General features: G+C 41.2%; 20 protein-coding genes. 13 read left to right on the top strand and 7 right to left on the bottom strand.

All coding sequences use genetic code 11. The annotated features are described in order from the left end of the window. Positions 1-181 precede the first annotated feature (181 nt). Complete coding sequence (locus HWQ40_RS11935; RefSeq protein ID WP_292777946.1) at positions 182-553, top strand: hypothetical protein; 372 nt, start codon at positions 182-184, stop codon at positions 551-553. Between the two features lie 60 nt (positions 554-613). Then, complete coding sequence (locus tag HWQ40_RS11940; protein WP_094342344.1) at positions 614-853, top strand: hypothetical protein; 240 nt, start codon at positions 614-616, stop codon at positions 851-853. Positions 854-984: 131 nt separating this feature from the next. Here the strand turns inward: HWQ40_RS11940 and HWQ40_RS11945 are convergent, their stop codons facing one another. Next, entirely contained in the window at positions 985-2,673 is a 1,689-nt protein-coding gene (locus HWQ40_RS11945; protein WP_292777948.1) for an NAD(P)H-quinone oxidoreductase subunit 4, read from the bottom strand. Positions 2,674-2,859: 186 nt separating this feature from the next. Next, the gene (locus tag HWQ40_RS11950; RefSeq protein WP_292777950.1) at positions 2,860-3,579 is read right to left on the bottom strand and encodes a response regulator transcription factor; all 720 of its coding nucleotides are present in this window, start codon (positions 3,577-3,579) and stop codon (positions 2,860-2,862) included. A gap of 587 nt (positions 3,580-4,166) precedes the next feature. Between HWQ40_RS11950 and HWQ40_RS11955 the strand changes: the two genes are divergently transcribed. Then, complete coding sequence (locus tag HWQ40_RS11955) at positions 4,167-5,261, top strand: hybrid sensor histidine kinase/response regulator (protein WP_292777953.1); 1,095 nt, start codon at positions 4,167-4,169, stop codon at positions 5,259-5,261. A 21-nt stretch (positions 5,262-5,282) separates the two neighbouring features. Here the strand turns inward: HWQ40_RS11955 and HWQ40_RS11960 are convergent, their stop codons facing one another. Both HWQ40_RS11960 and HWQ40_RS11965 read right to left on the bottom strand, forming a co-directional pair. After that, the gene (locus tag HWQ40_RS11960) at positions 5,283-5,489 is read right to left on the bottom strand and encodes a hypothetical protein (protein WP_292777956.1); all 207 of its coding nucleotides are present in this window, start codon (positions 5,487-5,489) and stop codon (positions 5,283-5,285) included. A 234-nt stretch (positions 5,490-5,723) separates the two neighbouring features. Next, entirely contained in the window at positions 5,724-5,906 is a 183-nt protein-coding gene (locus HWQ40_RS11965) for a CsbD family protein (RefSeq protein WP_292777958.1), read from the bottom strand. Positions 5,907-6,781: 875 nt separating this feature from the next. Between HWQ40_RS11965 and HWQ40_RS11970 the strand changes: the two genes are divergently transcribed. The 7 genes from HWQ40_RS11970 to HWQ40_RS12000 all read left to right on the top strand — a co-directional run bounded on the left by HWQ40_RS11970 (position 6,782) and on the right by HWQ40_RS12000 (position 14,219). Further along, positions 6,782-7,015, top strand: a complete 234-nt coding sequence (locus HWQ40_RS11970; RefSeq protein WP_292777960.1) for a hypothetical protein — start codon at positions 6,782-6,784, stop codon at positions 7,013-7,015. Between the two features lie 2 nt (positions 7,016-7,017). Beyond that, positions 7,018-8,697 (top strand): hypothetical protein, encoded by a 1,680-nt coding sequence (locus tag HWQ40_RS11975; protein ID WP_292777962.1) that lies wholly within the window; start codon positions 7,018-7,020, stop codon positions 8,695-8,697. A 540-nt stretch (positions 8,698-9,237) separates the two neighbouring features. Beyond that, positions 9,238-9,564, top strand: coding sequence for an RNA-binding protein (locus HWQ40_RS11980; protein ID WP_190732485.1), 327 nt, complete (start codon positions 9,238-9,240; stop codon positions 9,562-9,564). A 117-nt stretch (positions 9,565-9,681) separates the two neighbouring features. Continuing rightward, positions 9,682-9,870 carry a 30S ribosomal protein S21 gene (gene rpsU / locus HWQ40_RS11985; RefSeq protein ID WP_012407716.1) on the top strand — a complete coding sequence of 63 codons (189 nt, stop codon included), beginning with the start codon at positions 9,682-9,684 and terminating at the stop codon, positions 9,868-9,870. Positions 9,871-10,085: 215 nt separating this feature from the next. Then, the gene (locus HWQ40_RS11990) at positions 10,086-11,846 is read left to right on the top strand and encodes a serine/threonine-protein kinase (RefSeq protein ID WP_292777964.1); all 1,761 of its coding nucleotides are present in this window, start codon (positions 10,086-10,088) and stop codon (positions 11,844-11,846) included. 403 nt (positions 11,847-12,249) lie between these two features. Further along, positions 12,250-12,813, top strand: coding sequence for a pentapeptide repeat-containing protein (locus HWQ40_RS11995; protein WP_292777967.1), 564 nt, complete (start codon positions 12,250-12,252; stop codon positions 12,811-12,813). A gap of 221 nt (positions 12,814-13,034) precedes the next feature. Further along, entirely contained in the window at positions 13,035-14,219 is a 1,185-nt protein-coding gene (locus HWQ40_RS12000) for a M20 family metallopeptidase (protein ID WP_292778030.1), read from the top strand. 81 nt (positions 14,220-14,300) lie between these two features. Here the strand turns inward: HWQ40_RS12000 and HWQ40_RS12005 are convergent, their stop codons facing one another. The 3 genes from HWQ40_RS12005 to HWQ40_RS12015 form a co-directional block, all read right to left on the bottom strand. Continuing rightward, entirely contained in the window at positions 14,301-15,353 is a 1,053-nt protein-coding gene (locus tag HWQ40_RS12005; RefSeq protein ID WP_292777969.1) for a hemerythrin domain-containing protein, read from the bottom strand. Between the two features lie 262 nt (positions 15,354-15,615). Then, complete coding sequence (locus HWQ40_RS12010) at positions 15,616-17,079, bottom strand: ABC transporter substrate-binding protein (protein WP_292777972.1); 1,464 nt, start codon at positions 17,077-17,079, stop codon at positions 15,616-15,618. A gap of 68 nt (positions 17,080-17,147) precedes the next feature. Then, positions 17,148-18,518, bottom strand: coding sequence for a serine/threonine-protein kinase (locus tag HWQ40_RS12015; RefSeq protein WP_292777975.1), 1,371 nt, complete (start codon positions 18,516-18,518; stop codon positions 17,148-17,150). A 591-nt stretch (positions 18,519-19,109) separates the two neighbouring features. On the opposite strand from HWQ40_RS12015, the gene typA reads away from it, so the two are divergent. The 3 genes from typA to HWQ40_RS12030 all read left to right on the top strand — a co-directional run bounded on the left by typA (position 19,110) and on the right by HWQ40_RS12030 (position 23,690). Beyond that, positions 19,110-20,900, top strand: coding sequence for a translational GTPase TypA (typA, locus tag HWQ40_RS12020; RefSeq protein WP_292777977.1), 1,791 nt, complete (start codon positions 19,110-19,112; stop codon positions 20,898-20,900). A 275-nt stretch (positions 20,901-21,175) separates the two neighbouring features. Then, positions 21,176-21,550 (top strand): hypothetical protein, encoded by a 375-nt coding sequence (locus HWQ40_RS12025; protein ID WP_292777979.1) that lies wholly within the window; start codon positions 21,176-21,178, stop codon positions 21,548-21,550. A 10-nt stretch (positions 21,551-21,560) separates the two neighbouring features. Beyond that, positions 21,561-23,690, top strand: a complete 2,130-nt coding sequence (locus HWQ40_RS12030) for a caspase family protein (protein WP_292777981.1) — start codon at positions 21,561-21,563, stop codon at positions 23,688-23,690. The last annotated feature ends 322 nt before the right edge of the window (positions 23,691-24,012 follow it).

Here is a 24,012-nt window from a genome sequence, read left to right on the forward strand (position 1 = left end):
AACTAGCATCCCATGTTAAGGGTTGATTTGTTTACTAGTGATGCTCATTATCTGTTGTGGTAGTTTGCATACCTATCTGAGTGTTTACATTTTATTAATATATTTTTTTCCCTAATGATTTAAAAATAATGTTATTATCGGATTATATATTATTGACTATTTATATTAACTAATTTAAAAAATGGAATATTTAAAGCGCTTTCTTGAGTATGCTCCTGAAGCGTATGATGCTATTCGTGATGCTGACGATATAGCAGAAATTGCACGTAACACTGGATGGGCAGAGTTTCGCATTCGTCGGATCAAAAAACATTTATTTTATGATGAACACCAGTTGGATTACGATCTCGGATTTAAACACTTTAGTCCTGATCCAGATATAGCAGATGCCTGGATTAGGTTACAGCGAGGTAATTTTAACCCTGAAGATTTGAGACTACTGGAACATGAATACTTTGAGTCGAGGTTTGAAGGCATTTTCCATACTAACTACCGTACAGCTCATGACGCTACTGAACGCTCTGGTCGTTTGTGGAGTCCCCCAGTAACATGAGCATAACTCAAATGAGTTAAAACTGAAGTATTCAACTTTTACAGACCACATTAATTTGTTATGGCTTTTTACGTATTGATTCTAAAAGAAAAGGAGGATGAGACCGGCGTTACTTACCGCTTTGGCCCACATGAAGATCGTCTCGGCTCTTTATGGATAGATAAATTGAGTGGAGAAATTAAGGAACTTCAAGAAACCCCAGAGCAGAACTCGCAGGCATTTTTTCAACGAGCAGCAGTAAAGGTTTGGCAAAATTGGAAAAAAGGAGCTTTTCCAGAAAAAACATCTTGGGCATCCTGAGAATGATTTGGCATTGATAGCCTATCCATAGTGATCGGCTATCAATCCTCTGTTCTTCCTCAGAAATATACCTAGAAGTTATCTAAGTTAGCGATCGCTCTTTTCCACAGAAGGAAGAGATTTCAAAAAGCTTACTTCAAAGTTCCCAAAACGGGCGCTACCTCAACCTCTGAAATTTGCGGAACTAAGAGTGCTTTAGCATAAATCTGGGGATTGGTTTGCGAAACTATGGCATAAGACTGGCGAAGATTAGCATTGACTGCAACGGTCTTCACATCGTACATCTGCATCGCCATCTTGGGATAGAAACCAATACCAATAATTATCAGCAGAAAACAGGCAGCGATAAACACCTCACGGGGTCTAGCATCCTCGTAGACTGCATCTTCTGGCACGAGACAGTCTGTACCAAAACAAACTGTTCCCTCATCTTCTTGATTTTCCAAGCCTGCATTATTAATGTCGCAGATGAGTGCTGCACCCTGACCATAAAATACCTCTCTTAGCATAGAAAGTAGATAAATCGGCGTGAGGATAATTCCAACAGCGGCGAGAAAAACCGTTACGGTGCAGAAAGTAGAACTGTAAACGTCACTGCTTGTCATCCCAACAAATACCGAGAGTTCGCCAGCAAAGCCGCTCATACCGGGAAGTGCCAGAGATGCCATCGCTCCAATTGTAAACAGGGCAAAGACTTTGGGCATGGCTTGACCAATACCGCCCATATCTTTCATTACCATTGTGTGGGTGCGATCGTAAGTAACACCTGCTAAGAAGAACAGCACTGATGCAATCAAACCATGCGAAATCATCTGCAACATCGCGCCGTTGATTCCCAAATCAGTGAAGGACGCAATCCCAAGCAGTACAAACCCCATGTGAGAAATCGACGAATAAGCTAAACGCCGCTTCATATTGGTCTGAGCAAAGGAGTTCAATGCACCATAGATAATGTTGACAACACCGAGAATGGCTAGAATCGGCGCAAAATAAATGTGTGCATCGGGAAGCAACTCAAGATTCAGGCGAATCAGTCCATATCCGCCCATCTTCAGCAATACACCAGCTAATATCATCGATACAGGAGAGGATGCTTCGCCGTGGGCATCAGGCAACCAAGTATGCATGGGGAAAACAGCAAGCTTGACACCAAATGCAATCAACAATCCTGCATAAAGTAGCAGTTGTAGACCAAGGGGATATTCTTTGCTGGCGAGAGCGGTGATGTCAAATGTCATATTACCGCCGCCATATAGCCCCATTGCCAGGGCTGCGACTAAAATAAATATAGAAGCAGCTGCGGTATACAACAAAAATTTCGTAGCCGCATAACGACGCCTTTGCCCACCCCAAATGCAGACTAGTAGGTAGACGGGAATCAGTTCTACTTCCCACATGATGAAAAATAGCAGCAAGTCTTTAGCAACAAACACCCCTACCTGTGCCGAATACAGCACCAGCATTAAAAAATAGAAGAGGCGAGGACGGTGATCAACTTGCCAAGCTGAAAATATCGAGAGTGTGGTGACAAATCCGGCTAAAAGTACAAGTGGCGCTGAAAGCCCATCGACTGATACCGCCCAGTTAAAACCTAACTGAGGCACCCAGGCATAATTTTCCACCATTTGAAAACTAGCACTGCTGGCATCGTAATGCTTCCAAAAGGCATAGCACATCAATGCAAAATCTGCAATACCTACACCTAGTGCATACCACCGCACGCGCTTACCATCTTTATCAGGCAACACAGGGATGAGCAGCGAAGCAACAAGTGGCAGTAAGACAATCGCGGTAAGCCAGGGAAATTGATCCGCTATCATGTATGTATATAAAAATACTTATTTAGTCAATTATGTCATTCTACTAAACTTTGTAACAATTTCTTCATAAATCTTTGTCCCAGTTAACTGCTTTGACCGAAAAACAATTGACTGGAGACTGGGAAAGAAATATTTTTATTTGTTAAGTGTTGTTGTGTACGCTGTTGATGATGGTTACTTACTTGCTCACGGTACTAATCCCGCCCGCAAAGCACGGACAGCAGCTTGTGTCCGGTCAGCAACACAGAGTTTATTGAGAATACCTCGAACATGAGTTTTGACAGTACCGACTGTTAAATAGAGCCTTTTAGCAATTTCTGCATTGTCACAGCCAGCGACAATCAACTCTAAAACATCCATCTCTCTGTGAGTTAAAGGATAGCTGACTATACTTTTCTCAGTATCTGGGTCAATACCTTCAATCAAGACTCTTTTTCCAGATGCGCCTCTGTTGCCATCAGGGAAATCTTGACGTATTTGTTGTAGTACAAGGTCTGCGATCGCTGGATCGATCCATGAGCTACCTGCATAAGTCGTTTGCACAGCCTCTATTAGTTTCTCAGTTTCGATATCCTTCATGCAATAAGAATCTGCACCTGCTGCAAATGCTGCTAAAACTGCTTGTTCGCTATTTTGCATCGTTAAAATTAGCAGCTTTGTTGTGTAGTCCTCATTCTCTGCCTGATGTTGCCTAAATGTGCGTGTTAGCTCAATACCATCCATGTCAGGCAAACCAATGTCAATAGTAGCAACATCCGGCTTGAGAGTTTTCAGAAGCTTGATGCCATCGGCTGCATTGGCTGCTTCACCAACAATGTTAAATTCTGGTTGGGTTTGTAAAGCAGACCGCAAGCCGATTCTTGTCAGGTTGTGATCTTCAATTACAAGGATCTTGATTTCACTCATAGTTGCTTAACTTTACTGTTATTTATCTAAAGTACAGATTAAAATAATCTCGTTCTTCTATTCGGGATCTTATACAAAAAGCAATGCGTTTGGTATTATTCCCTGAACTTCATCTACCATTAGACATAGATAACCTTATCTCGTAAGCTTTTCTAAGGCAAGAGTTTCGATATGACAATATAATTTAATCAAAAAATATTTCTATACATTAACCTAACGCTTGATGTTTGATGCTAAACAATTTTTCATGAAAAATCTGGTAGCAAGCAAAAGTAGGTGACTATCAAGTAGTTACCCTTGCTTTGAGTGGGATTATGCACAGAAAGGGACTAAAATAACTCACTCTAACACCAAGGCACTGATATTAATTGGATAATTCAGGCTGCTAATATACTTACAAAAAAATATGCTAATTAAATAAATAGCACATATAAGAAAGGAAAAACCAGTTTAATTACGTAGATAATAGGTATTTAAATCAGGAAACTCTAAAATAAAATGTTAATCCTTAATAATCTCAGCGCTGGTGAAGTAAGCTATTACTAGATTTGCGAGGGATAGCCAAGCACTTCTTTTTTTATTTAGCCATGTCTTTACCTAAAACTGTCAAAAAAGATAAAATTCTCGTTGTTGATGATGTTTTTGACAATCTACTGGTCTTAGAAGCAGTCCTAGAAGATGAGGACTATGAAATTAGCTTGGTAGAAGATAGCAAGATTGCTCTGGTTATGGTTGAAGATTCACCGCCAGACATAATTCTCTTAGATGTGATGATGCCGGAGCTAGATGGCTATGAATTTACTCGGCGCATCCGACAGAATCAGGCGTTGCCATTTATCCCAATTCTGCTGCTTACGGCTCACTATGAGTCTAGCGTTGTTGAAGGACTCGACGCTGGTGCAGATGACTTCATTCGCAAACCATTCGATCCTGATGAACTACATGCAAGAGTGCGATCGCTCCTGCGCCTCAAGCATAGTATCGACGAACGAGATCAGATGGCGAACCTCCGGGCAGATTTTGTTTCGCGTTTTACTCACGATTTACGTATACCGCTAGTAGCCTCCAACCGCGTATTAAAATTATTGCTGGAAGGCAGGTTTTGCGATGTTTCGCCACAATTGCAAGAGATAATTGATACCATGATTGGCAGCAATCAAGACCTGCTGGAAATGGTAAATACCTTGTTAGAAGTTTATCGTCATGAAGCGGGCTGTAAAACCTTAAAAATTTCTCCCTGCAATATTCAGGAATTAGTTAGTGAAGTTTCCCAAGAATTAACTCCTTTAGCTGAAGAAAAAGGATTAGCTGTAAACATTGATCGAGGTGAAACTGCAAGCACCATTATGGGCGATCGCTTAGAACTGCGGCGAGTTTTGACAAATCTCATCGGCAATGCTATCAAATTTACAGACAAAGGCTCTGTAAATATTCACTGTTATCTGACTTCGGTAGCTGTGAATATTGATATCCGAGATACAGGGCCAGGAATTTCTAAACCAGATCAGGCAATATTATTCGAGCGATTTCGTCAAGGGAAACACCAACGTTCTGGTAGTGGCTTGGGACTATATTTATCTCGCTGTATTATTGAAGCACATCAAGGCACAATCGATGTGACATCTGAACCAGGCAAGGGTAGTACATTTACTATACGTCTACCTTTAGCTGACGAAAACTAAAAGTAGGCAAACAAAAAATTATTACCGATCGATTTCTGGAACAATATCAGGACGTTCTTTATCTTCCCAACCTACAGGACGTTTGGAATTGTACCAGGCAATTGATCCTATAGTCACAGCAGCGATAAAGCCTAATCCTAATAACGCTGTCAGCACAATAGAATAAGTAGAGTTACCTTGTGATGTTGGGATGTCTGTTAAAAGATAGGTAAATAAAATATTAATCATGAATTAGCACCTTTGAAAAAATCAGTAATAGATTGATAAAATGTTTTACGATCGCTATTGTCAAAATCCCTGAAAATCTTAGGCAAAAAACAGACTTAATAAAGGGAGAAGGTTCAGTAAATAATTATTTAACTTAAACCTTCTTCCTAAATAAAGTTTCACCTATTACATTACCGCCAAAATTTAGTTACTTGAGCAACTTGTTACAGCGAGGAAAACCTCGATCGCGCTGTACTATTCTAAAGTCTTTTTAACTTCATCCTTAATATTCTCAGCGGTGTGACGGACTTGGGCTTCAGTTTGTTTAGCTTTACCTTCAGCTTTATCTTTAGGATCGCCAGTTACTTCGCCAATTGCCTCTTGTACTTTTCCTTCGACATTTTTAGCAAAAGCTTTTGCTTTATCTTCGATACTCATATTTTTTGTTCCTAAAGTATGTTTAAGTGTTGATTACTTCTTGCTTGCTCGAAAAGCGCTGCAATGTTTATAGATTACTTCTATAAAACTTTTAAATCTTCTATCTGACGATATTTTTATAACAAATATTTGTGTCCATTGTACATAGTTATTTAACCTTGAAATTCATCTTTGGAAATTCAAGTAATATTCAAAAGAGGGAAAGGGATCATTCTATTGTTCTATCTTCAGACAAAATCATTTATCACTTCAGGTAGACAGCCATAATCATAAACCGCAACTTGGCTTATTACCACTGGATATGGTAAATACAGCGCTTTTTATCTAGGTCGAGTACACTATCCACCCGCCCCAATACTTCTCGGGTTTTGGGGAAAAGGGGAAAGAAAAAACCTTTAACCCAAACCCAGTAGCATTTTCCCAAAACCCGATTCCGAATTAAAAATGTCTAACCGAGAAGTATTGCCACTCGTCCTATCGGGCACTCTCCCCAATAGCTTGGTTATACATTAGTCACATCTTTCTTAACAGTCACTTACGAACGTGCAATCGCCTGTATATTACTTCTGTAACTCTGACTACTTAAGCAAGTATTAGAAATAACCGACACTAAAAATAGTTTAAATCTCAGTAAATACTTTAGGAGTAGTAGCTTATAGAATAAAGATTTTGTCACAAAATTTAGCAGAAATCAACATAATTTTTCAGGTTTTAACTGAAGAATAGTTTAGCTAGTGGAAGAAGGCATTGAAAAGTCTAAGCAGCGGCTTTGAAGTACCTAATAGAACTTGTGACTAATTTCTGCTCAAAGACAGCAGGAACAATTATCCACGTTTCTTTATAGCTTCTTACTTGTAGTATTTATGAAGATATTTATGCAATCAAATTCTAGTACTCAACCAACTCCCAACTCCCAATATATAGACTCTAGGATACAAACTGATTCATCTGTTAACATTTTCATCGGATATTCTATCTTGATTCCAATGATTGTGTTTGTAGGGTTTAATCTTTATAAGAAACACCGGGCTGCTGTTTTTTGCCGACAAGTTGCTTCTTTAGAGAAACTGTGGCATTTGAATATTAAAAAAGAGCTTGAAGAAAAATAATAATGAAGTACTTATTTCTAGTTTGGGTGCTTATATTCTTTTTAGTCGCTCCTAGTGCGGCGATATCTGACAACAAGCCGCTTCTCGACGAGAGCCTACATCAACATGTCTATGCTGAAGTAAAACAGCCATACAACTTAATATCTGGACTTGGTACAATCCACCATCCAGTTTCTACTTCTAATCCCCAAGCCCAAGAGTTTTTCGATCAGGGATTAAATTTAATTTACGCTTTCAATCATGATGAGGCAGTGCGTTCTTTTGAATATGCTGCCAAACTCGATCCGCATTTAGCGATCGCATATTGGGGTGTTGCTTTAGCCTTGGGGCCCAACATTAATTCAGAAATAGACCCCAATCGGGAATTAGCTGCTTACCAAGCGGTACAGCAAGCTTTGGCACTTTCTACCCAAGCTTCCACCCAAGAACGAGACTACATTACCGCCTTAGCAAAACGTTACTCTCAAGATGCCGATGCTGATTTGTATCAACTAGCGCTTTACTACGCCAAAGCAATGGGAAACCTAGTCAAGCGCTATCCTGATGATTTGGATGCAGCGACACTTTACGCTGAAAGTCTGATGGATCTGCATCCTTGGCAGCATTGGACTAAAGATGGCAAGCCACAGCCAGATACAGAAAAAATTGTGGCTGTTTTAGAATCAGTTCTCAAACGTAACCCGAATCATGCAGGAGCTAATCATTACTATATCCATGCAGTGGAAGCCTCACCTTCTCCAGAACGGGCCCTTGTCAGTGCTAAACGACTCGGAACTCTAGCGCCAGCGGCGGGACACTTGGTGCACATGCCTTCTCATATTTATTTTCGTGTGGGAGATTATCAAGGGGCAATGCAGGCAAATGAGCAAGCGATCGCTCAAGATGATATTTACATCAAAAAATATCAAGTCCAGGGCACTTACCCCATGATGTATTACAACCACAACGTACATTTCCTCATGGTGGCCAGCAGCATGGCAGGAAGATATGAAGATGCTCTTAAATCCGCAGATAAATTAGTTGCAAATGCTACTGCAATTGACCCGTATGCACCAATGCTTGAGGGATTCCTGGGCAGCAAAATGCTGATTCAGACACGCTTTAGTAATTGGGATGCCATCTTAAAAACTCCTGCTCCCGAAGCTAAATTGCCCACTACCACAGCACTTTGGCATTTTGCTCGCGGTATGGCAAGCGCAGCCACAGGTAAACTTGAAGATGCAGCAAGTGAAAGTCGGGCATTACTGGCTGCCAAACAGGGAATTTCCACCAAAGCAACCATTGGATTCAGTCCCGCCAGTAGTATTTTAGACATTGCCTCAAAAGTTCTAGACGCCAAAATTGCTAGAGAAAATCATGATTATGAATCTGCCATCCAATTACTAGAAAAAGCAGTAGTAGCAGAAGATTCTCTGAAATATATGGAACCACCAGACTGGTATTTTCCGACGCGGGAATCTTTGGGTGCTGTGCTTTTGGCTAAGGGTGACTATAGAGAAGCTGAGAAAGTCTTTCGTGCTGATTTAAAAAAGTATCCCCATAATGGACGTTCTCTATTTGGCTTGCAGGCAAGTTTGCAGGCACTAGGCAAAGATGAGGCCGCTCAAGTTGTCAAAGCTGAATTGGAAACAGCTTGGAAAGGTGATGTTCGGCAATTTAACATTGCAACTTGGGTTAATTAGCCGAACATGATATTACGCCACTTACTCCCCTTTTCCAAAAAAAGAGGCTAGCGCCAAAGAAAAAGACTCGCGTAGCTTGCCGCCGTAAGCATCGCAGTTACTTTCATAGCAGGTTTTCCAAGAGAGTACAAGTCACAATAGTTTTATATTTGTTGCCTGACTTTGCCTTTCGTATTAAAATTTTGAAGTAATGCTTCATGGTTAATGCAGTCAAACGTTCAATTCGGATATTAAAGATGCGCCCCTGCATGTCTGATTTTCTATATCACCCTACAGAATTTATCTTCTTCCATTTCCAACCCCTTTTTGCGGTGGATTGTACTTAGGGTATGTGGGGGCGAGCGATCGCTTATGTGTGATCGCGTCACTGGTTAACTATCTACTGGGTGCAAAGAGTTGGCTCGTATGTCATCCTAGATTTATGAGAGTTAATTCAGTGATGTCTTTGGTTTTAGTATTGAAAGGCTTTTTCCTTTTAGTATTTACAGACTTCTGAGAGAAATTAAAATCTCTACACAGTGATGATTTTGGAGAGAATCGATGTCAATTTATGTAGGTAACCTCTCTTATGACGTTACACAAGAAGATTTAAGTGGTATTTTTGCAGAATATGGTACTGTAAAGCGCGTTCAAGTACCTACTGACCGTGAAACAGGTCGTCCGCGCGGCTTTGCTTTTGTGGAAATGGGAACTGAAGCTGAAGAAACTGCTGCCATTGAAGCTCTCGACGGTGCTGAGTGGATGGGTCGTGACCTGAAAGTTAATAAGGCTAAACCCAAGGAAGACAGAGGTGATAGAGGTTCCTTTGGTGGTGGTAACAGAGGAGGATATGGCGGCGGCGGCGGTGGACGCGGCGGACGCTACTAATCTTGGAAACAAAAAACTTACCAAGAGTCTTAAGGTCAGACAAACAAGAGTCTGTCTTTTTTTTGTAATGTTACCGCCTGCATAGCCATCGATGAAGTCAACTTAGTAGGAGAAATAATGACCCAAGTAATTGTAGGTGACAATGAACACATTGAGTCAGCCTTACGACGATTTAAACGAGAAGTTTCCAAGGCGGGGATTTTTCCAGACATGAGAAAGCATCGTCATTTTGAAACACCCTTAGAAAAACGCAAGCGCAAAGAAGTTGCCAAGCACAGACAAAGTAAGAGAAGTTTTCGCAATTAAGGGCTGACATACAGCAGAATTCAGAATTCAGAAGTAAAACAGGCTTTATATCTTGCTTTGACACGAATCGTTGTGTACTTCACCTTCCTTGAATTCTGTTGTAAATATAAACGAATGCCCTCATAAAATTTATGAGGGTTTTCCTTTTGTCTATTTTAAAATCAGGAAACCTAAAGAAACGCTAAAATCAAGTCAGCCTTTGTATTGTAGCGGTTGTGTCCCACATCACTCAGAGTGCGGTTCACTGCATAAATCCTGATTGTCAACGTCCTTATCCTCAGCCTTGGGGAAACAAATTTTGCAACAGCTGTGGCGCACCGCTAGAGTTGTTAGACCGCTATGTTCCACTTCAGCCCTTGGGATCGGGAGGATTTGCTCAAATCTACACAGTTTGGGATGAAAAAACTCAAACTGAGAAAGTATTGAAAGTATTGGTAGAAGATTCGCCCAAGGCACTGGAATTATTTACCCAAGAGGCGGCAGTTTTATCTAGCTTGCAGCATCCAGGTGTCCCCACTGTCGATGATGATGGGTATTTTAACGTAAACCTGTTTAATCCCAAACCGCACCAACTGCCTTGTCTGGTAATGGAAAAAATCAATGGGCGGACTTTAGAGGAGATATTAAAAAAGTTTCCCCAAGGGTGTCCAGAGAATTTGGTTTTAAACTGGTTTGCCCAAGCTGTGCAGATTTTACAAGAATTACACAAACGTCAGATTCTTCACCGGGATATCAAACCTTCTAATTTAATGCTGGGCACTTCTTCGCCATCTGTAACCCCGTCTCCAGGACAAACAGAGGGCGATCGCCTGGTACTAATTGATTTTGGTGGGGCAAAACAATTTAGTGCCTCTAAGCTGCGTTCTCAGTCCAGTTCCACGCGATTATTTTCTTCTGGCTACAGTCCACCAGAACAAGTGACTGGAGGTATTGTTGGACCAAGTGCCGATTTTTATGCCCTTGGTCGAACGGTGATTGAACTACTAACAGGCAAATACCCGCTAGAGTTGGAAGATCAGCAAACGGGTAAATTACGCTGGCGAACTACGGTGAATGTCAACCCGCAACTAGCAGATTTGCTGGACGAGATGGTGCAGGAGGATGTGCGATCGCGTCCAGCAAATGCAGCTATAATTCAAAAACGTTTGGCGAAGATTTCTCAACCATTACCGCCACCAGGGTTATTTGCTCAACTACAAGACAAATTTAAGCAAGCCTCAACGCAAGTTTCCCAGAGATTTACACTGATAACACAAGCTATTGAACAAGTTTTAGCTAACTTTAGCCAAGCTGTTACCAAAACCGTTATTTTTATCGCTCAGACAATCATCAAAATTTTCCGAGCTTGTTTGGCGACGATTTGGGCGATGATCCTGAGTAGTATCGGTGCTTGTTTTGGTGCGATCGCTGGTTTTATTTTGGCCTATCGTACCAGCTTGGGGCGTCAGGTTGTGGAATTTATTGGGAGTCAGCTAAACCAATTAGTGCCAAATACTCAACCCGTCTTCGGGGCAGATATTTTGGTATTCGTCGTAGCAGGCTGGGGAACGGCATGGGGATTGACAGTATCCGGGTGTTTTGGTCAACGGCGGCGGTTTTTAGTGTCTTCCCTGATGGGCATGATTAGCTATGGCTTTGGCTGGTTGATTTTGCAATTAATCACTCCAAAAGATAGCGGTGAGGGCTTAGTGGCAGTAATTTTAGTGGCAGTTTGCCTACTCACCTTGAGCTTAGGACTTCGCAGCCATCATGTAGTGTACGCTGTGTTCGCGGCCTTTGGCAGTGCGATCGCCTATGCAGTTTTAATTCTTTTGAAGTTAGCACCTCCAATTTTCCAATTTACTAGTCAACCAGCCTGGTCAGAGTTATACTTGCCTCTGACTTTTTTTGGCTCTGTAGGCTTCTTTATCAGCTTCTGGTTAGGAGTGAGTTACTACCTAATTGTCCCTGGACTGCGCCTTTTAGGATGGCGATGAAGAAGGCAGGGGAGCAGGGGGACAAGGGGACAGGGAAGATGAGGGAGCAGGGGAGCAGAGGAGAAGTAGCAGTAAGTCTTTCCCCTTTGCACCTCTGCTTCTTATGCCCAATCTCCAATCCCCAATCCCCAATGCCTAAAAACAAGATCCCCCTAGTCGTATTTTTCATCGAGCTAGGGGGATCACATATTTGGTAGTCTATAATTGGTTCGGTATAGTTCCTTACGATTTGATTCTATAGCCAATATTTCCGTTTGAGTAGTCTTACTACTATAATTTATAGTATTTTTACAGCTTCTTAATCAATGCTTCATCCCTGTACTTCCTTAGAGAAGCGGTATATGTAAGGATGACAGTACGTGATGTTCGTAACTTGTCATTTTTGTAAATATCAGTAAAAAATATGAAACTTAAGATTGTTGCCACCGTCTCCCTGTTAGCTTGTTTAGGGTTTGCAGAGCAGGCTCTTGCATTAAATCAGCTAGACTTGGATCAGTTGAAGGCAACAAGTGCCTGTCCTCGGTGTAATTTGAGTGGCGCTGACCTAACTAAGCTGAATCTAACTGGAGCAAATTTGCGAGGGGCTGACTTGAGCGGCGCTACATTATCTCAAGCTAATCTCACGAATGCCGATCTCACCGGTGCAAATTTAGAAGGTGCGATTCTGAATTCGGCGAATCTCAGTGGTGCTTCTTTAACAGGAGCAAATTTAAAATCAGCATCCCTGGAAAATGCCGATCTGTCTTTTGCCGGCTTCATTAGTGCCAATTTAGAAGCAGCAAACTTAAAAGATGCCAAATTGCAATTTACTAATTTTCGGGGGGCTAACTACCGACTAACAACTTTAAATAATGGTGTTGTCACCTCCGACAAACCTTATGGCTGGTCGTTAGAGCGTCCAAATCCCAGAGAATGTAACGAGTTCAAACCCGAAAATACTTTAGGCACAACCTGCTATTCAAAATAAACTGGGCATTGGGCATTGGGCACAAGAGGCAGAGGGGCACAGGGGAAAGACTTACTGCTACTTCTCCTCTGCTCCCCTGCTCCCCTGCTCCCCTGCTCCCCTGTTCCCCTGCTCCCCTGCTCCCCTGCTTCTTCCTAAACCCCTATCCTTGTATAGCAAAAGCATTTTGTTTGTTAACAGTTCTTTATCATGGGAAAAAAGCCTATAGATTAATTGAATCGATGCTTACCCATATAAAAGACTTAGCAGCAAAACTAGCGCCTCGCTTAATTGAAATTCGCCGCCACATCCACTCTCACCCAGAACTCAGCGGTCAGGAGTACCAAACAGCAGCTTTCGTAGCTGGTGTTTTGTCTTCCAGTGGGCTGCATGTACAAGAGGGAGTTGGCAAAACGGGTGTCATTGGAGAACTTCAAGGCACTGGCCAAAATGACCGTTTATTGGCAATTCGCACTGATATGGATGCCTTGCCAATTCAAGAGGGTACTAATTTAGAATATGCCTCTCGTGCTGATGGGATTATGCACGCTTGCGGTCACGATGTTCATACCACTGTGGGGTTAGGAACGGCAATGGTACTGTCTCAAGTGGCAGAGGAGTTGGGTGGGAAAGTGCGGTTTTTATTTCAGCCAGCCGAGGAAATTGCTCAAGGGGCAAGCTGGATGGTCAAAGATGGGGCGATGGAAAACGTCTCAGCTTTATTAGGGGTTCATGTTTTCCCTTCTATACCCGCAGGTTCTATTGGGGTGCGTTACGGGGCATTAACAGCCGCCGCTGATGATTTAGAGATTCTGATTATGGGAGAATCTGGACACGGGGCGCGTCCCCATGAGGCGATTGATGCGATTTGGATTGCTTGCCAAGTGATTACTGCATTGCAACAAGCTATCAGCCGGACACAAAATCCTTTGCGTCCTGTAGTATTGAGTATCGGCAAGATTAATGGTGGCAGAGCGCCGAATATAATTGCTGATAAAGTGCAGTTATTGGGAACCGTGCGATCGCTCCATCCCGAAACCCGTGCCCATCTCCCAAACTGGATTGAAAACATTGTATCTAATGTTTGTCATACCTACGGAGCAAAGTATCAAGTCAATTATCGCCAGGGTGTACCCAGCGTCCAAAATGATTACGCCCTGACGCAATTATTACAATCATCCGCAGAAGAAGCTTGGAGTAGCGATCGCGTTCAAGTCTTACCCGAACCTTCCCTTGGTGCTGAAGATTTTTCTATGTATTTGGAACACGTCCCCGGTTCCATGTTTCGCTTGGGTGTCGGCTACAAAGAAAGAATCATTAACCACCCTTTACACCATCCCCAATTTGAAGTCGATGAATCTGCTATTATCACTGGGGTTGTAACTATGGCATACACAGCTTATAAATACTGTCAGCAAAATTTGTAAACAAAAACTCCCAGCGTTTATCTGCTGGGAGTTTTTGTTTAACTAACTTTTTTTAGCGGATATAGAAAGCCCGAAAGCATCCTATACGTTCGATTCGCTAACAACACCCAATTTCTCTTGAATTCGGGTTTTAGCGGCTTTGAATTCAGTCGCCAGTTGTTCGGTTTGCTCAGTGCTTAAGTTGTTGCGAATGGCAGCGAACATTGTGCTTTCTTCTTGACGAATATGATCGCCAATAGCAGTCATCAACTGTTTGACTTTCTCTTTGAATTGAGGTGAAGATGGGCTAAGAGCCTTAATTTCCTCTAACGCCTGCTTTGCATGAGCTTGTTCATCAAACAATTCTTGGGTGTTATCTTGACCGTAGAAAGGACGTACTCTTGGGTAGACTACTTCCTCTTCAGCTTCAGCGTGGGCACTTAAATCCTTGTAAATTTGACCGAAGTACTCTTGGATCTTTTGTGGATCGTTGCTTTGTAGTAGTTCGGTAAACAGGGTATTTACCTTGTTGTGATCGAGGCGGATGACATCTTGGATATTTAGATCCTTTTTGTCGCTGTTTTGGGTGACAGCACTACCTACCACACCACTAACTGCGGCCAAAGCGTCTTGAACACGTGCCCAAATTCCTTGATCTGCATCTTGTCCGGTGAGTTCACGGACACCCAGAATTTCCAGAATGCCTTTGAGTTGCTCTTGGTGAGCGCGGTTCTCAAAGTTTATAGTATTCAAAGGTGCGATCGCTAGCAACACATCAGCACCAACTTTTTGAGCAGCTTTGTGAACAATTAAGCCACTCATTACTACTTGATGTTTCAGTAATTCATGCTGAGAGATTTTTTCATACAGGCTTAACTCAGAACCTTTGAACAATTCGTGAGCTTTTTCAATGAATTGTGTAACATTTTTTTTGGGTTCAGCCTGAATCCCATACTGACCAATTACAGTTTCTAAAATACCAAGGTTTTTTTCATCATCATTGATAAAATTTCGGATGCGATCGGCAATCTCGGCATCAAGCCCTTGGGTCAAAAGCGATTTTTCATTTTCGATGACCAACTCTTGCAGAGCTTTAATACTTGCAAGTTTTACAGCAATAGCATTGCGTTTCGTATCATCTAAAGTAGTTACCATCCGTGTTCTCCTCGGCAAAGTGTTCGTAATTCTTATTGATATAAGTTTGACACAGAGGTTAGGGAGATTCCATCTTTCTTTTGAGCGATGCGTTCACAACTCTGGGTAGAGAAACAAAACTTTTCCTTAGAGAAAAATTGCAGCGATCGCTTCAATTTTTGATTGCAATCAAAGCAAGTAGTTTAGTATGACATTCAAATTCAATAGATTACCTATTTGGGAGTAATCTATACCTTTGGAATGAAAATTAATATCAAAAAAACTACTTCTTATTCAAGAGGGCAAAATCGTAACCAGTTCCACTAGAACAAGACTCACAACGCTCAATTTTGACTAGCATTGCTTCTCCTTGACGCTCACCGGAAGGCGAAAACTGAATCATTCCGGTTGCTCCAGATGTTGAAAATTTGGGATTAGACAATACCCTTTGTAATCCTTCGCGGGTATTGTCTTCTTTTAAGCCAGCAATGATTGCTTGGAGTGCATCATAAGCTCCCGCTGTTCTTTGATTTACTTGTGCATTCCAAAGCCGAAAGGCATTTTTTGCAAATGGGTTATCTTTATTAGCATTACGATGCCAATACACAGGTAATACCATTCCTTCCAGATCCTTGCCATTTTGTAAAGTTGTAGCACTGTACATAGTTTCAGAAGCAAACAGTGGCTTTCTACCTTTAACCTCTTGTGCTACCTTGGTGGCAAAGTATATATTTCTGATTGAAGGCATTAGTAAAAAGCCACTTGCATTTTCTGTTTCTATGGCTTTATCCACAAAAGCTCTTGGGTCAAAATTCTTATCTGCTAAATTGCAAGGCGTACTAATAACGTTGCTGCCATATTTCTTGATAGCTTGAGTGTACTGTTCTACAAGTATCTGATTTGATGAAGAGGTTGAATTATCTCTTGAACTACGAACATCGCCACAAATAGCAACATTTCTTGCTTGTCGAGCAATGTAGCGAGAATGAGTATCTACTAAATTAGTATATAAAGGATTTACGTGAAATAAGTAGTTACTTGTGGAACTATTAGACTGACTATTTACTGTATTATTATCTAATTTTTCGGGATTTTCTGCTTGATTTGGTAGCTCGACGGGTAAGACTAAAACCAAACCTTTCTCTTTATATATTTCTGCTTTACGTCTAACACCCACAGCAGCTACAAGGCTTTTATCTTGAGCTAATTCATTATCTAGGCGTGCAGAATCTTCTCTATTATCAGCACTTGCAATTACAATTTGCAATTTTTTACCGTTAATTCCTCCTTGGTTATTAACTTCATTTTGAGCTTGAGCTACACCACGTAAAATCTCTTCTGCTAAACTAGGATCAAAGCTAATTGGTGCGACGATCGCAACTTTTATAGATTCTGAATTATCTTGTGCTATTTTGGCATTGTTTAAATAAATTAAAGTTTCTGGATCATTGGGATTATTTTTCAGAGAATCAGTAAATTTTTTAACGGCAGTACTGAAATCTTTCTCAGCAAAAGCTTTAACTCCATCTGTTTTTTCAGGGGATGTTTGCACTTTCACCAAAATCCTTGTACCCAAATTCATTAGTGAAGGCTTATTTGTAAATGAAGATGAAGTTTGTGTAGGGTTTGATGATGTTGTTACGATAGTAGAAGAAACTTTGCTAATTAACCATAAAATAGCTGCTACCATTACCCCAGCCAGACCAAGAGAAATAAGCAGTCTTAAGTTTTCTTTTTTATTTGTCATGAATAATTACCAAGATTTTAAAAAGTTTATCTGAAAGAGATTTATGACAATTGAGCAAAACCAAAAAACTAAAGATATTTAGAAATAAGTTTGTTGATTATTTCAGACACACCGACAATAATAACTGTCAACAAGCCTGCCAGAATCACTAGCAATCCTACAAGCAACAGTCCATTTAAACCAGCTTTGAGAAGATTATTAATTAGGAGATTTCTGAAAATAAAGATAACGAGTAAATTTGCGATGATAGCAACAACAATTAAATAAGCTTTTTCCAGAAGTGGGCGCGATTGAATAAAGACTAATCCTCCTAAAATTAGTAACCACAATCCAGAGCTAATCCAAGTAGTTCCGAGAAAACTTATAAGTGCGATCGCTAAAAATGAACTACCCGATCCAGCTATTATTGCTCCAGACAATAATCGACTGTTAGAGAATTGCGGTAGATATCGAGTTGATTGATGTTGATTTTGTGGTTGCGTTCTTGATGGCAGAGTAGGTGGAATAACTGTAGGAGTCGATGTATACCTTAGCGGTGGCAACTTCTTCAAGTCTTGTAAAACAGCCTGTGCAGATTGATAACGCTGTTCGTGATTTTCTTGTAGGGACTTATTAAGAATCATCTCTAATTCTTGACTTATGGGTTGCGTTAAATGCTGCCGCCAATTAGAAGTCCAACCATAGCCTTGTTTCATCCACAAACTCGAAGGAGAGATATTAGTCAGCAGTTGAAAGCAAGTTATTCCTAAACTGTAAATATCACTGGAAGGAAAAACTTTACCCGCTTGCATTTGCTCAATTGGTGCATAACCTAATGAACCAATAATTGTCCCCAATGTGGTGTTTGTAGGTTCCGTTTTTTGCTTTGCCACTCCAAAATCAATTAGTACTAATTTGCCATCATTTTGACGGCGAATAATATTTTCTGGCTTAATATCTCGATGAATTACTTGTTGCTGATGTATGTCTACCAGCACAGATAATAAATCATTTAAAAAATCTCGAATTTTGGCTTCATCAAAAACTCCCTGTTGTTTTAACTCTTGCAACAGATTTTGCCCTTCGATAAACTGCTGCACTAAATACAGATATTCAGCTTCCTTAAAATATGCATACAAATTGGGAATTTGGAGATGTTCTCCTAGTTCTTTGAGACGTTTGGCCTCTCGTTCAAACAACTCAGTCGCTTTTTTATGTGCCTGACTACCCTGACTGCCATAAAATTGACTTAGAACCAGTTGCTTAACAACACATCGTTCATTGAGCTTGTCTATATCTTCTGCGATATATGTGCGTGCAAACCCTCCTCTCCCTAATGGCGTGATGATTCGGTAACGATTTCTCAATAGCGATACCAACTCTGTGCCACAACTGAGGCAGAAATTTGCCCCGTCAGGATTTTGGGGATTTTCGCAATTAGGATTTAGGCAGCAGACCATATAATTATCGCTGTCATTTTATTAGTTTTTAGAATATACCTTAAATTCCCTAGAGGCGTTACATTGTAAAGTCTCTACATAGACAATGACGATCGCTTCTTACTCTCGTAAACAATTGACCTCGCTCTACATTGTGATCGTTCCGTGTACACTAAATATTTTTGTAGAGATACCCATCCCATTCTAGTCAATTAAAACCAGGCTTGGCGATCGCTTTTCTTCGCTCCCAAACACGAAATAACCTGACTTTTAGCAGCCAGGAACTTCATCTTTCTTGGTCAAAGATCGCACTTTTCACCAAAGCATTTCAATGACTAAATTCCTCTATGCGAATCAACGGCAATTCTCAAAAGCAATACAGCCCTTCAGGTAACACCTGTTTGCCACAGAAGCTTTTTTTATCCCACCAACGCCGTAATTACCACACATCTCCATTGTGGGGTTTACAAAACTCACCGCAATTGTGACGATTACGCTAGAATTATTAAAGGTTCTTTACAGAATTTGCTGATCGTTCCCAATTCTGTTAAAACAGCCTAGCATTCAAATGTAAATCTTATAAACCCCCTCTAGAGTTCACCAAAAGCTTCTATGACGCTCCCAATTCGCAACGTCGCCATTATCGCCCACGTTGACCACGGCAAAACCACCCTGGTTGACGCACTCCTCAAACAATCCGGCATTTTCCGCGAAGGCGAAGACGTTCCGGATTGCGTTATGGACTCCAACGCCCTAGAACGGGAACGGGGTATTACTATCCTGTCCAAAAATACGGCGGTTCGCTACAAAGAAACACTAATTAATATTGTTGATACTCCTGGACACGCTGACTTTGGTGGCGAAGTTGAACGCGTACTCGGCATGGTTGACGGATGTCTTCTGATTGTCGATGCCAACGAAGGCCCCATGCCCCAAACACGCTTTGTCCTCAAAAAAGCTTTAGAAAAAGGGCTGCGCCCCATCGTTGTAATCAACAAAATTGATCGTGGTCAAACTGACCCCCACGTTGCTGTCGATAAAGTTTTGGATCTGTTCTTGGAATTAGGGGCAGATGAAGACCAGTGTGATTTTACCTATCTGTTTGCCTCCGGTATGGCAGGTTTCGCCAAAGAAAGCTTGGAAGCAGAATCGGTAGATATGCAACCCCTGTTTAACGCGATTCTGCAACACGTTCCACCACCAGTAGGCGACAGCAATAAGCCTCTACAATTGCAAGTCACAACCCTAGATTATTCTGAATATCTGGGACGGATTGTCATTGGCAGAATTCACAACGGTACTATCCGCTCAGGACAGCAAGCAGCTTTAGTAACAGAAGATGGTACTATTGTCAAGGGTAAAATTACCAAGTTGATGGGCTTTGATGGACTGAAGCGCGTAGAGATGGAAGAAGCAACCGCAGGTTATATTGTCGCGGTCGCTGGTTTCGCTGATGCTTATATTGGGGAAACGATTACTGACCCCAATGAACCGCAAGCTTTACCACTAATTAAAGTGGATGAACCAACCTTGCAAATGGCCTTCTGGGTGAATGATTCGCCCTTTGCTGGTCAAGAAGGCAAGTTGGTGACATCAAGACAAATACGCGATCGCCTATTCCGCGAACTTGAAACCAACGTTGCTTTGCGTGTTGAAGAAACCGATTCTCCCGATAAATTCCTCGTTTCCGGTCGTGGAGAACTCCACCTGGGTATCTTAATTGAAACCATGCGCCGGGAAGGCTTCGAGTTTCAGGTATCTCAGCCACAGGTAATTTACCGCGAAATCAACGGTCAACCTTGCGAACCTTACGAACTCTTGGTGTTAGACATTCCTGCTGATGGTGTGGGTAGCTGTATTGAACGCCTGGGACAACGCAAAGGCGAAATGCAAGATATGCAACCAGGTAGTGGCGATCGCACTCAACTAGAGTTTGTCATTCCCGCCCGTGGATTGATTGGTTTCCGGGGTGAGTTTATGCGGATGACTCGTGGCGAAGGCATCATGAACCACAGCTTCTTAGACTACCGTCAGATTAGTGGTGACATTGAAGCCCGTAACAAAGGTGTTTTAATCTCCTTTGAAGAAGGCGTTTCTACCTTCTACGCTATGAGAAATGCCGAAGATAGAGGAGCATTCTTTATTACTCCTGGCACAAAGGTTTACAGAGGCATGATTGTGGGAGAACACAATCGTTCCCAAGATTTGGAATTAAATATCTGTAAGACCAAGCAGTTAACCAACCACCGCGCTGCTGGTGGCGATGAATTGGTTCAGTTGCAAGCACCAATAGACATGAGTCTAGAACGTGCTTTGGAATACATTGGCCCCGATGAATTGGTGGAAGTTACACCCCAATCGATTCGTCTGCGGAAGATGTCGAAGAAGTTAGCGAAACGGTAAGTAAAGCAATAACTTAATTGATTTAGAAAGCCCACTGATGTGGGCTTTTTATTTTGTTGGTTACATCTGTCCATGTCTTTTTTAGGTTGCTCAACTCTTCGAAACTCTCTAGTGTTGTTTGTCGTAGTTATATCCAAAAAGACAAATTTGTTTTCTATGAAGATTTATACAAATGTTCGTTATGTTCATTAGAGTAATAAGGTTTTTTCTGGTATAAAGAAATATAATTGTCAGTCTTTATAAAAAAAACTAACTAAACTTTTATTAGTCACAGTATGACCGCAAATAGCATTAAATTTACGATCGCTTTCAATGACCCTGATTTGGACGCGGAAGAAAAGGAGGAGCAGGTTCAACGACTAATTACTGAACTCAAGCAAATTGACGAGGTAGATGCAGTTGGTCGTATTCTTGATCCCAGCCCACCAGAAGGCAACAAAGCATTAGGCGGATTTCTGGTGGGTTTATTAATGGCTGAGGTAAATACAGCCAATGCGAAAAAGTTGATTGGATTTCTGGGCGATCGCCTCGGTGGTAAACCCATTGAACTGTCGGTAGAAGCCAACGGCAAGAAGCTAACAGTGAAAGCCCACAGCCAGGAAGAACTAGAAGCCGCCATAAAAGCAGCCCAAGATTTTATTGCAGCATAGACAGGAAAAGATGGCAAAGGTAGCATTGCTGATTGGAGTCAGTGAGTATGAGCCAGGACTAAATCCTTTACCTGCGACTGTCAAAGATATTGAGGCGTTGCAACGGGTTTTGAAAGATTTGGAAATGGGCGGATTTGATGACGTGAAAGCGCTTCCTAATCCTGACCGACAAACAATGGAATCTGAGATTGAAACCTTGTTTTCTGGTCGAGCCAAAGACGATCTTGTGTTGCTATTTTTCTCTGGACATGGCATCAAAGATGATGGTGGCAAGCTGTATTTTGCAACTCCGATAACTCGCAAGAATTCCAAAGGGGAGTTGATTCGGTCAACAGCTGTACCTGCCAACTTTGTTCAAGAAATTATGAATAATAGCCGTGCTAAACGGCAGGTGATTATCTTAGACTGTTGCTTTAGTGGAGCGTTCGATCCTGCCTTACAAGCCAAAGATGATGGATTAGTTGACTTGCAAACACAACTTGGATCTGAAGGGCGAGTGGTACTCACTTCCTCCAGTTCAACTCAGTATTCCTTTGAGCAGCAGCGATCAGACTTATCGATTTACACCAGATATCTAGTCGAGGGGATTGAAACAGGAGCAGGCGATCGCGATGAGGATGGCTTTGTTTCGGTACTGGAATTGCATGAGTATGCTGTCAGCAAGGTGCAGGAAACTGCCCCCAATATGACCCCGAAGATTATTGTTCTTAAAGATAAGGGGTTTGAAATTTTTCTCTCCAAAGCAAGAGTTACTGATCCTAAGCTGAAATATCGGAAAGCCGCTTCACGTTATGCAAATGCCGGAACGATTCGTCCATCTGGTCGCGCTGTTCTGAATACACTAAGGCAGCAGTTAGGTTTGGCCTCTGAAGAAGCCGCTGAAATTGAAACTGAGGTATTACGCCCTTATCAAGAGCGATTAGCGAATTTACAAACCTATCGAGAAACTTTAATTGCAGAAGCAGAGCATGAATATCCTTTAAAAGAGGAAGCCTGTGGAGAAATGAAAATGCTTCAAGGGCTTTTAGGGTTAAGAGACAATGATATTTTGCCAATTAAACAAGAAGTTGAGTCACAGTTTGCGTTGAGAGGTCAAGATACTACTGGTGTTGAACAACCTCTTCTTCGGCAAGCAGAAATTAGTTATCAAGAAAAGCTGAGACAAGAACAGGAACAGGCGGAGTATGAAAATAAACTCCTTCGTTACAAGCAGGAATTTTCTATTGCAGTTCAAGCAGAATATCCATTGAGTGAATCTGTTATTGCTGGATTAAATAAGTTTCAACAGTCTTTGGAGTTAAAAACTGAAGAGGTTGAGCTTATTGAAAAAGAAATTATAGTTCAGAAAGAAGCTGAATTTCAAAAAAAACAAGCAGAAAATCTAAAGCTGGAAGAAGGATATCAGTATAATAAACTATTAGAAGCTTATGAGTCTGAAGTGCTTAAAGAAATTCAAAAAGAATTTCCACTTGGGGAAAAAGTAAAAGATAGGTTCAAGCATCTCCAAAAAATTTGGGGTTTAAAAAAAGAAGATATAGATAAAATTGAGCTACCAATTATTGCTAATAAAGAAGTTGAATACCAGAAAAGTTTAGAATTAGAAAATAATAAACACGGACAAAGGAAACAAAATCAAGACCAGTACAGATTGAATAGCTTGAAAGCGCGTTTATCTAGACTTCGGGAATTACTAAAGGCAAAAAAATGGGAAGAAGCAGACGAGGAAACATGGAATATTATGTTTGAAGCTGCTGACTATAAAGGTCAAGTATTTTCATCAGTACAGTCTTTCAAAGATTTTCCATGTAATATTATCTCTGAAGTTAATGATCTTTGGCTCAAACACAGTGCTGGATATTTTGGTTTTAGTGTTCAAAAACAGCTTTGGGAAGAAACTAAGAAACATGGTGATGCTCAACGCAACGTTTTCTGTCAGAAGCTTAAACTACCTTCAATCAGGCTTGGAAAAGGCTCAGACTACAAGCTCGATATTGAAACGTGTCCTAGAGGTTATTTCCCTAGAAAGGGGAAATCTAGTCAGTATGATATGAGAATAAGTTGGGTTTTCGATTGGCAAAGTGATTTCTGGATTGAAAATTTTGACATGATGTATTTAAGGCTTAATGAGTGTGGAATATAGGCAATAAAACTCTATATTTACCCTTAGCAAAGGTAATTATCATAACTATTCGTGGTATTGCGATCGCAATACCATAGCAGAGATTTACAGTGCGTAGGCGTAGCGCGTCGTAGACATCGCTCCTTTGCATATTTTCACACAAAGCGATCGCCCTTAGTCAAATCTTTGAGTAACAATGAAGAGGACTGAAAAAGGATTATTCTCATGACTATTCGTGAAACTGCGATCGCCAAACCATAGATTCATAGTGCGTAGGCTTAGCCCGTCGTAGACATCGCCTCTTGGTACTACTTTCATTTCACAAAAATAAAATAAGACTGAT

It is taken from the genome of Nostoc sp. NMS9 (genome assembly GCF_017114995.1).
Taxonomy (GTDB): Bacteria; Cyanobacteriota; Cyanobacteriia; order Cyanobacteriales; family Nostocaceae; genus Nostoc.

What these genes read in the sequence shown, in the direction of transcription:
- HWQ40_RS12015 (WP_292777975.1), bottom strand. Translation starts at nt 18,518, where the DNA reads ATGGTCTGCTGCCTAAATCCTAATTGCGAAAATCCCCAAAATCCTGAC.
- typA (WP_292777977.1), top strand. Translation starts at nt 19,110, where the DNA reads ATGACGCTCCCAATTCGCAACGTCGCCATTATCGCCCACGTTGACCAC.
- HWQ40_RS12025 (WP_292777979.1), top strand. Translation starts at nt 21,176, where the DNA reads ATGACCGCAAATAGCATTAAATTTACGATCGCTTTCAATGACCCTGAT.
- HWQ40_RS11940 (WP_094342344.1), top strand. Translation starts at nt 614, where the DNA reads ATGGCTTTTTACGTATTGATTCTAAAAGAAAAGGAGGATGAGACCGGC.
- HWQ40_RS12030 (WP_292777981.1), top strand. Translation starts at nt 21,561, where the DNA reads ATGGCAAAGGTAGCATTGCTGATTGGAGTCAGTGAGTATGAGCCAGGA.
- HWQ40_RS11965 (WP_292777958.1), bottom strand. Translation starts at nt 5,906, where the DNA reads ATGAGTATCGAAGATAAAGCAAAAGCTTTTGCTAAAAATGTCGAAGGA.
- rpsU (WP_012407716.1), top strand. Translation starts at nt 9,682, where the DNA reads ATGACCCAAGTAATTGTAGGTGACAATGAACACATTGAGTCAGCCTTA.
- HWQ40_RS11960 (WP_292777956.1), bottom strand. Translation starts at nt 5,489, where the DNA reads ATGATTAATATTTTATTTACCTATCTTTTAACAGACATCCCAACATCA.
- HWQ40_RS11955 (WP_292777953.1), top strand. Translation starts at nt 4,167, where the DNA reads ATGTCTTTACCTAAAACTGTCAAAAAAGATAAAATTCTCGTTGTTGAT.
- HWQ40_RS11945 (WP_292777948.1), bottom strand. Translation starts at nt 2,673, where the DNA reads ATGATAGCGGATCAATTTCCCTGGCTTACCGCGATTGTCTTACTGCCA.
- HWQ40_RS11935 (WP_292777946.1), top strand. Translation starts at nt 182, where the DNA reads ATGGAATATTTAAAGCGCTTTCTTGAGTATGCTCCTGAAGCGTATGAT.
- HWQ40_RS11995 (WP_292777967.1), top strand. Translation starts at nt 12,250, where the DNA reads ATGAAACTTAAGATTGTTGCCACCGTCTCCCTGTTAGCTTGTTTAGGG.
- HWQ40_RS11975 (WP_292777962.1), top strand. Translation starts at nt 7,018, where the DNA reads ATGAAGTACTTATTTCTAGTTTGGGTGCTTATATTCTTTTTAGTCGCT.
- HWQ40_RS11970 (WP_292777960.1), top strand. Translation starts at nt 6,782, where the DNA reads ATGCAATCAAATTCTAGTACTCAACCAACTCCCAACTCCCAATATATA.
- HWQ40_RS12005 (WP_292777969.1), bottom strand. Translation starts at nt 15,353, where the DNA reads ATGGTAACTACTTTAGATGATACGAAACGCAATGCTATTGCTGTAAAA.
- HWQ40_RS11980 (WP_190732485.1), top strand. Translation starts at nt 9,238, where the DNA reads ATGTCAATTTATGTAGGTAACCTCTCTTATGACGTTACACAAGAAGAT.
- HWQ40_RS11950 (WP_292777950.1), bottom strand. Translation starts at nt 3,579, where the DNA reads ATGAGTGAAATCAAGATCCTTGTAATTGAAGATCACAACCTGACAAGA.
- HWQ40_RS12010 (WP_292777972.1), bottom strand. Translation starts at nt 17,079, where the DNA reads ATGACAAATAAAAAAGAAAACTTAAGACTGCTTATTTCTCTTGGTCTG.
- HWQ40_RS12000 (WP_292778030.1), top strand. Translation starts at nt 13,035, where the DNA reads ATGCTTACCCATATAAAAGACTTAGCAGCAAAACTAGCGCCTCGCTTA.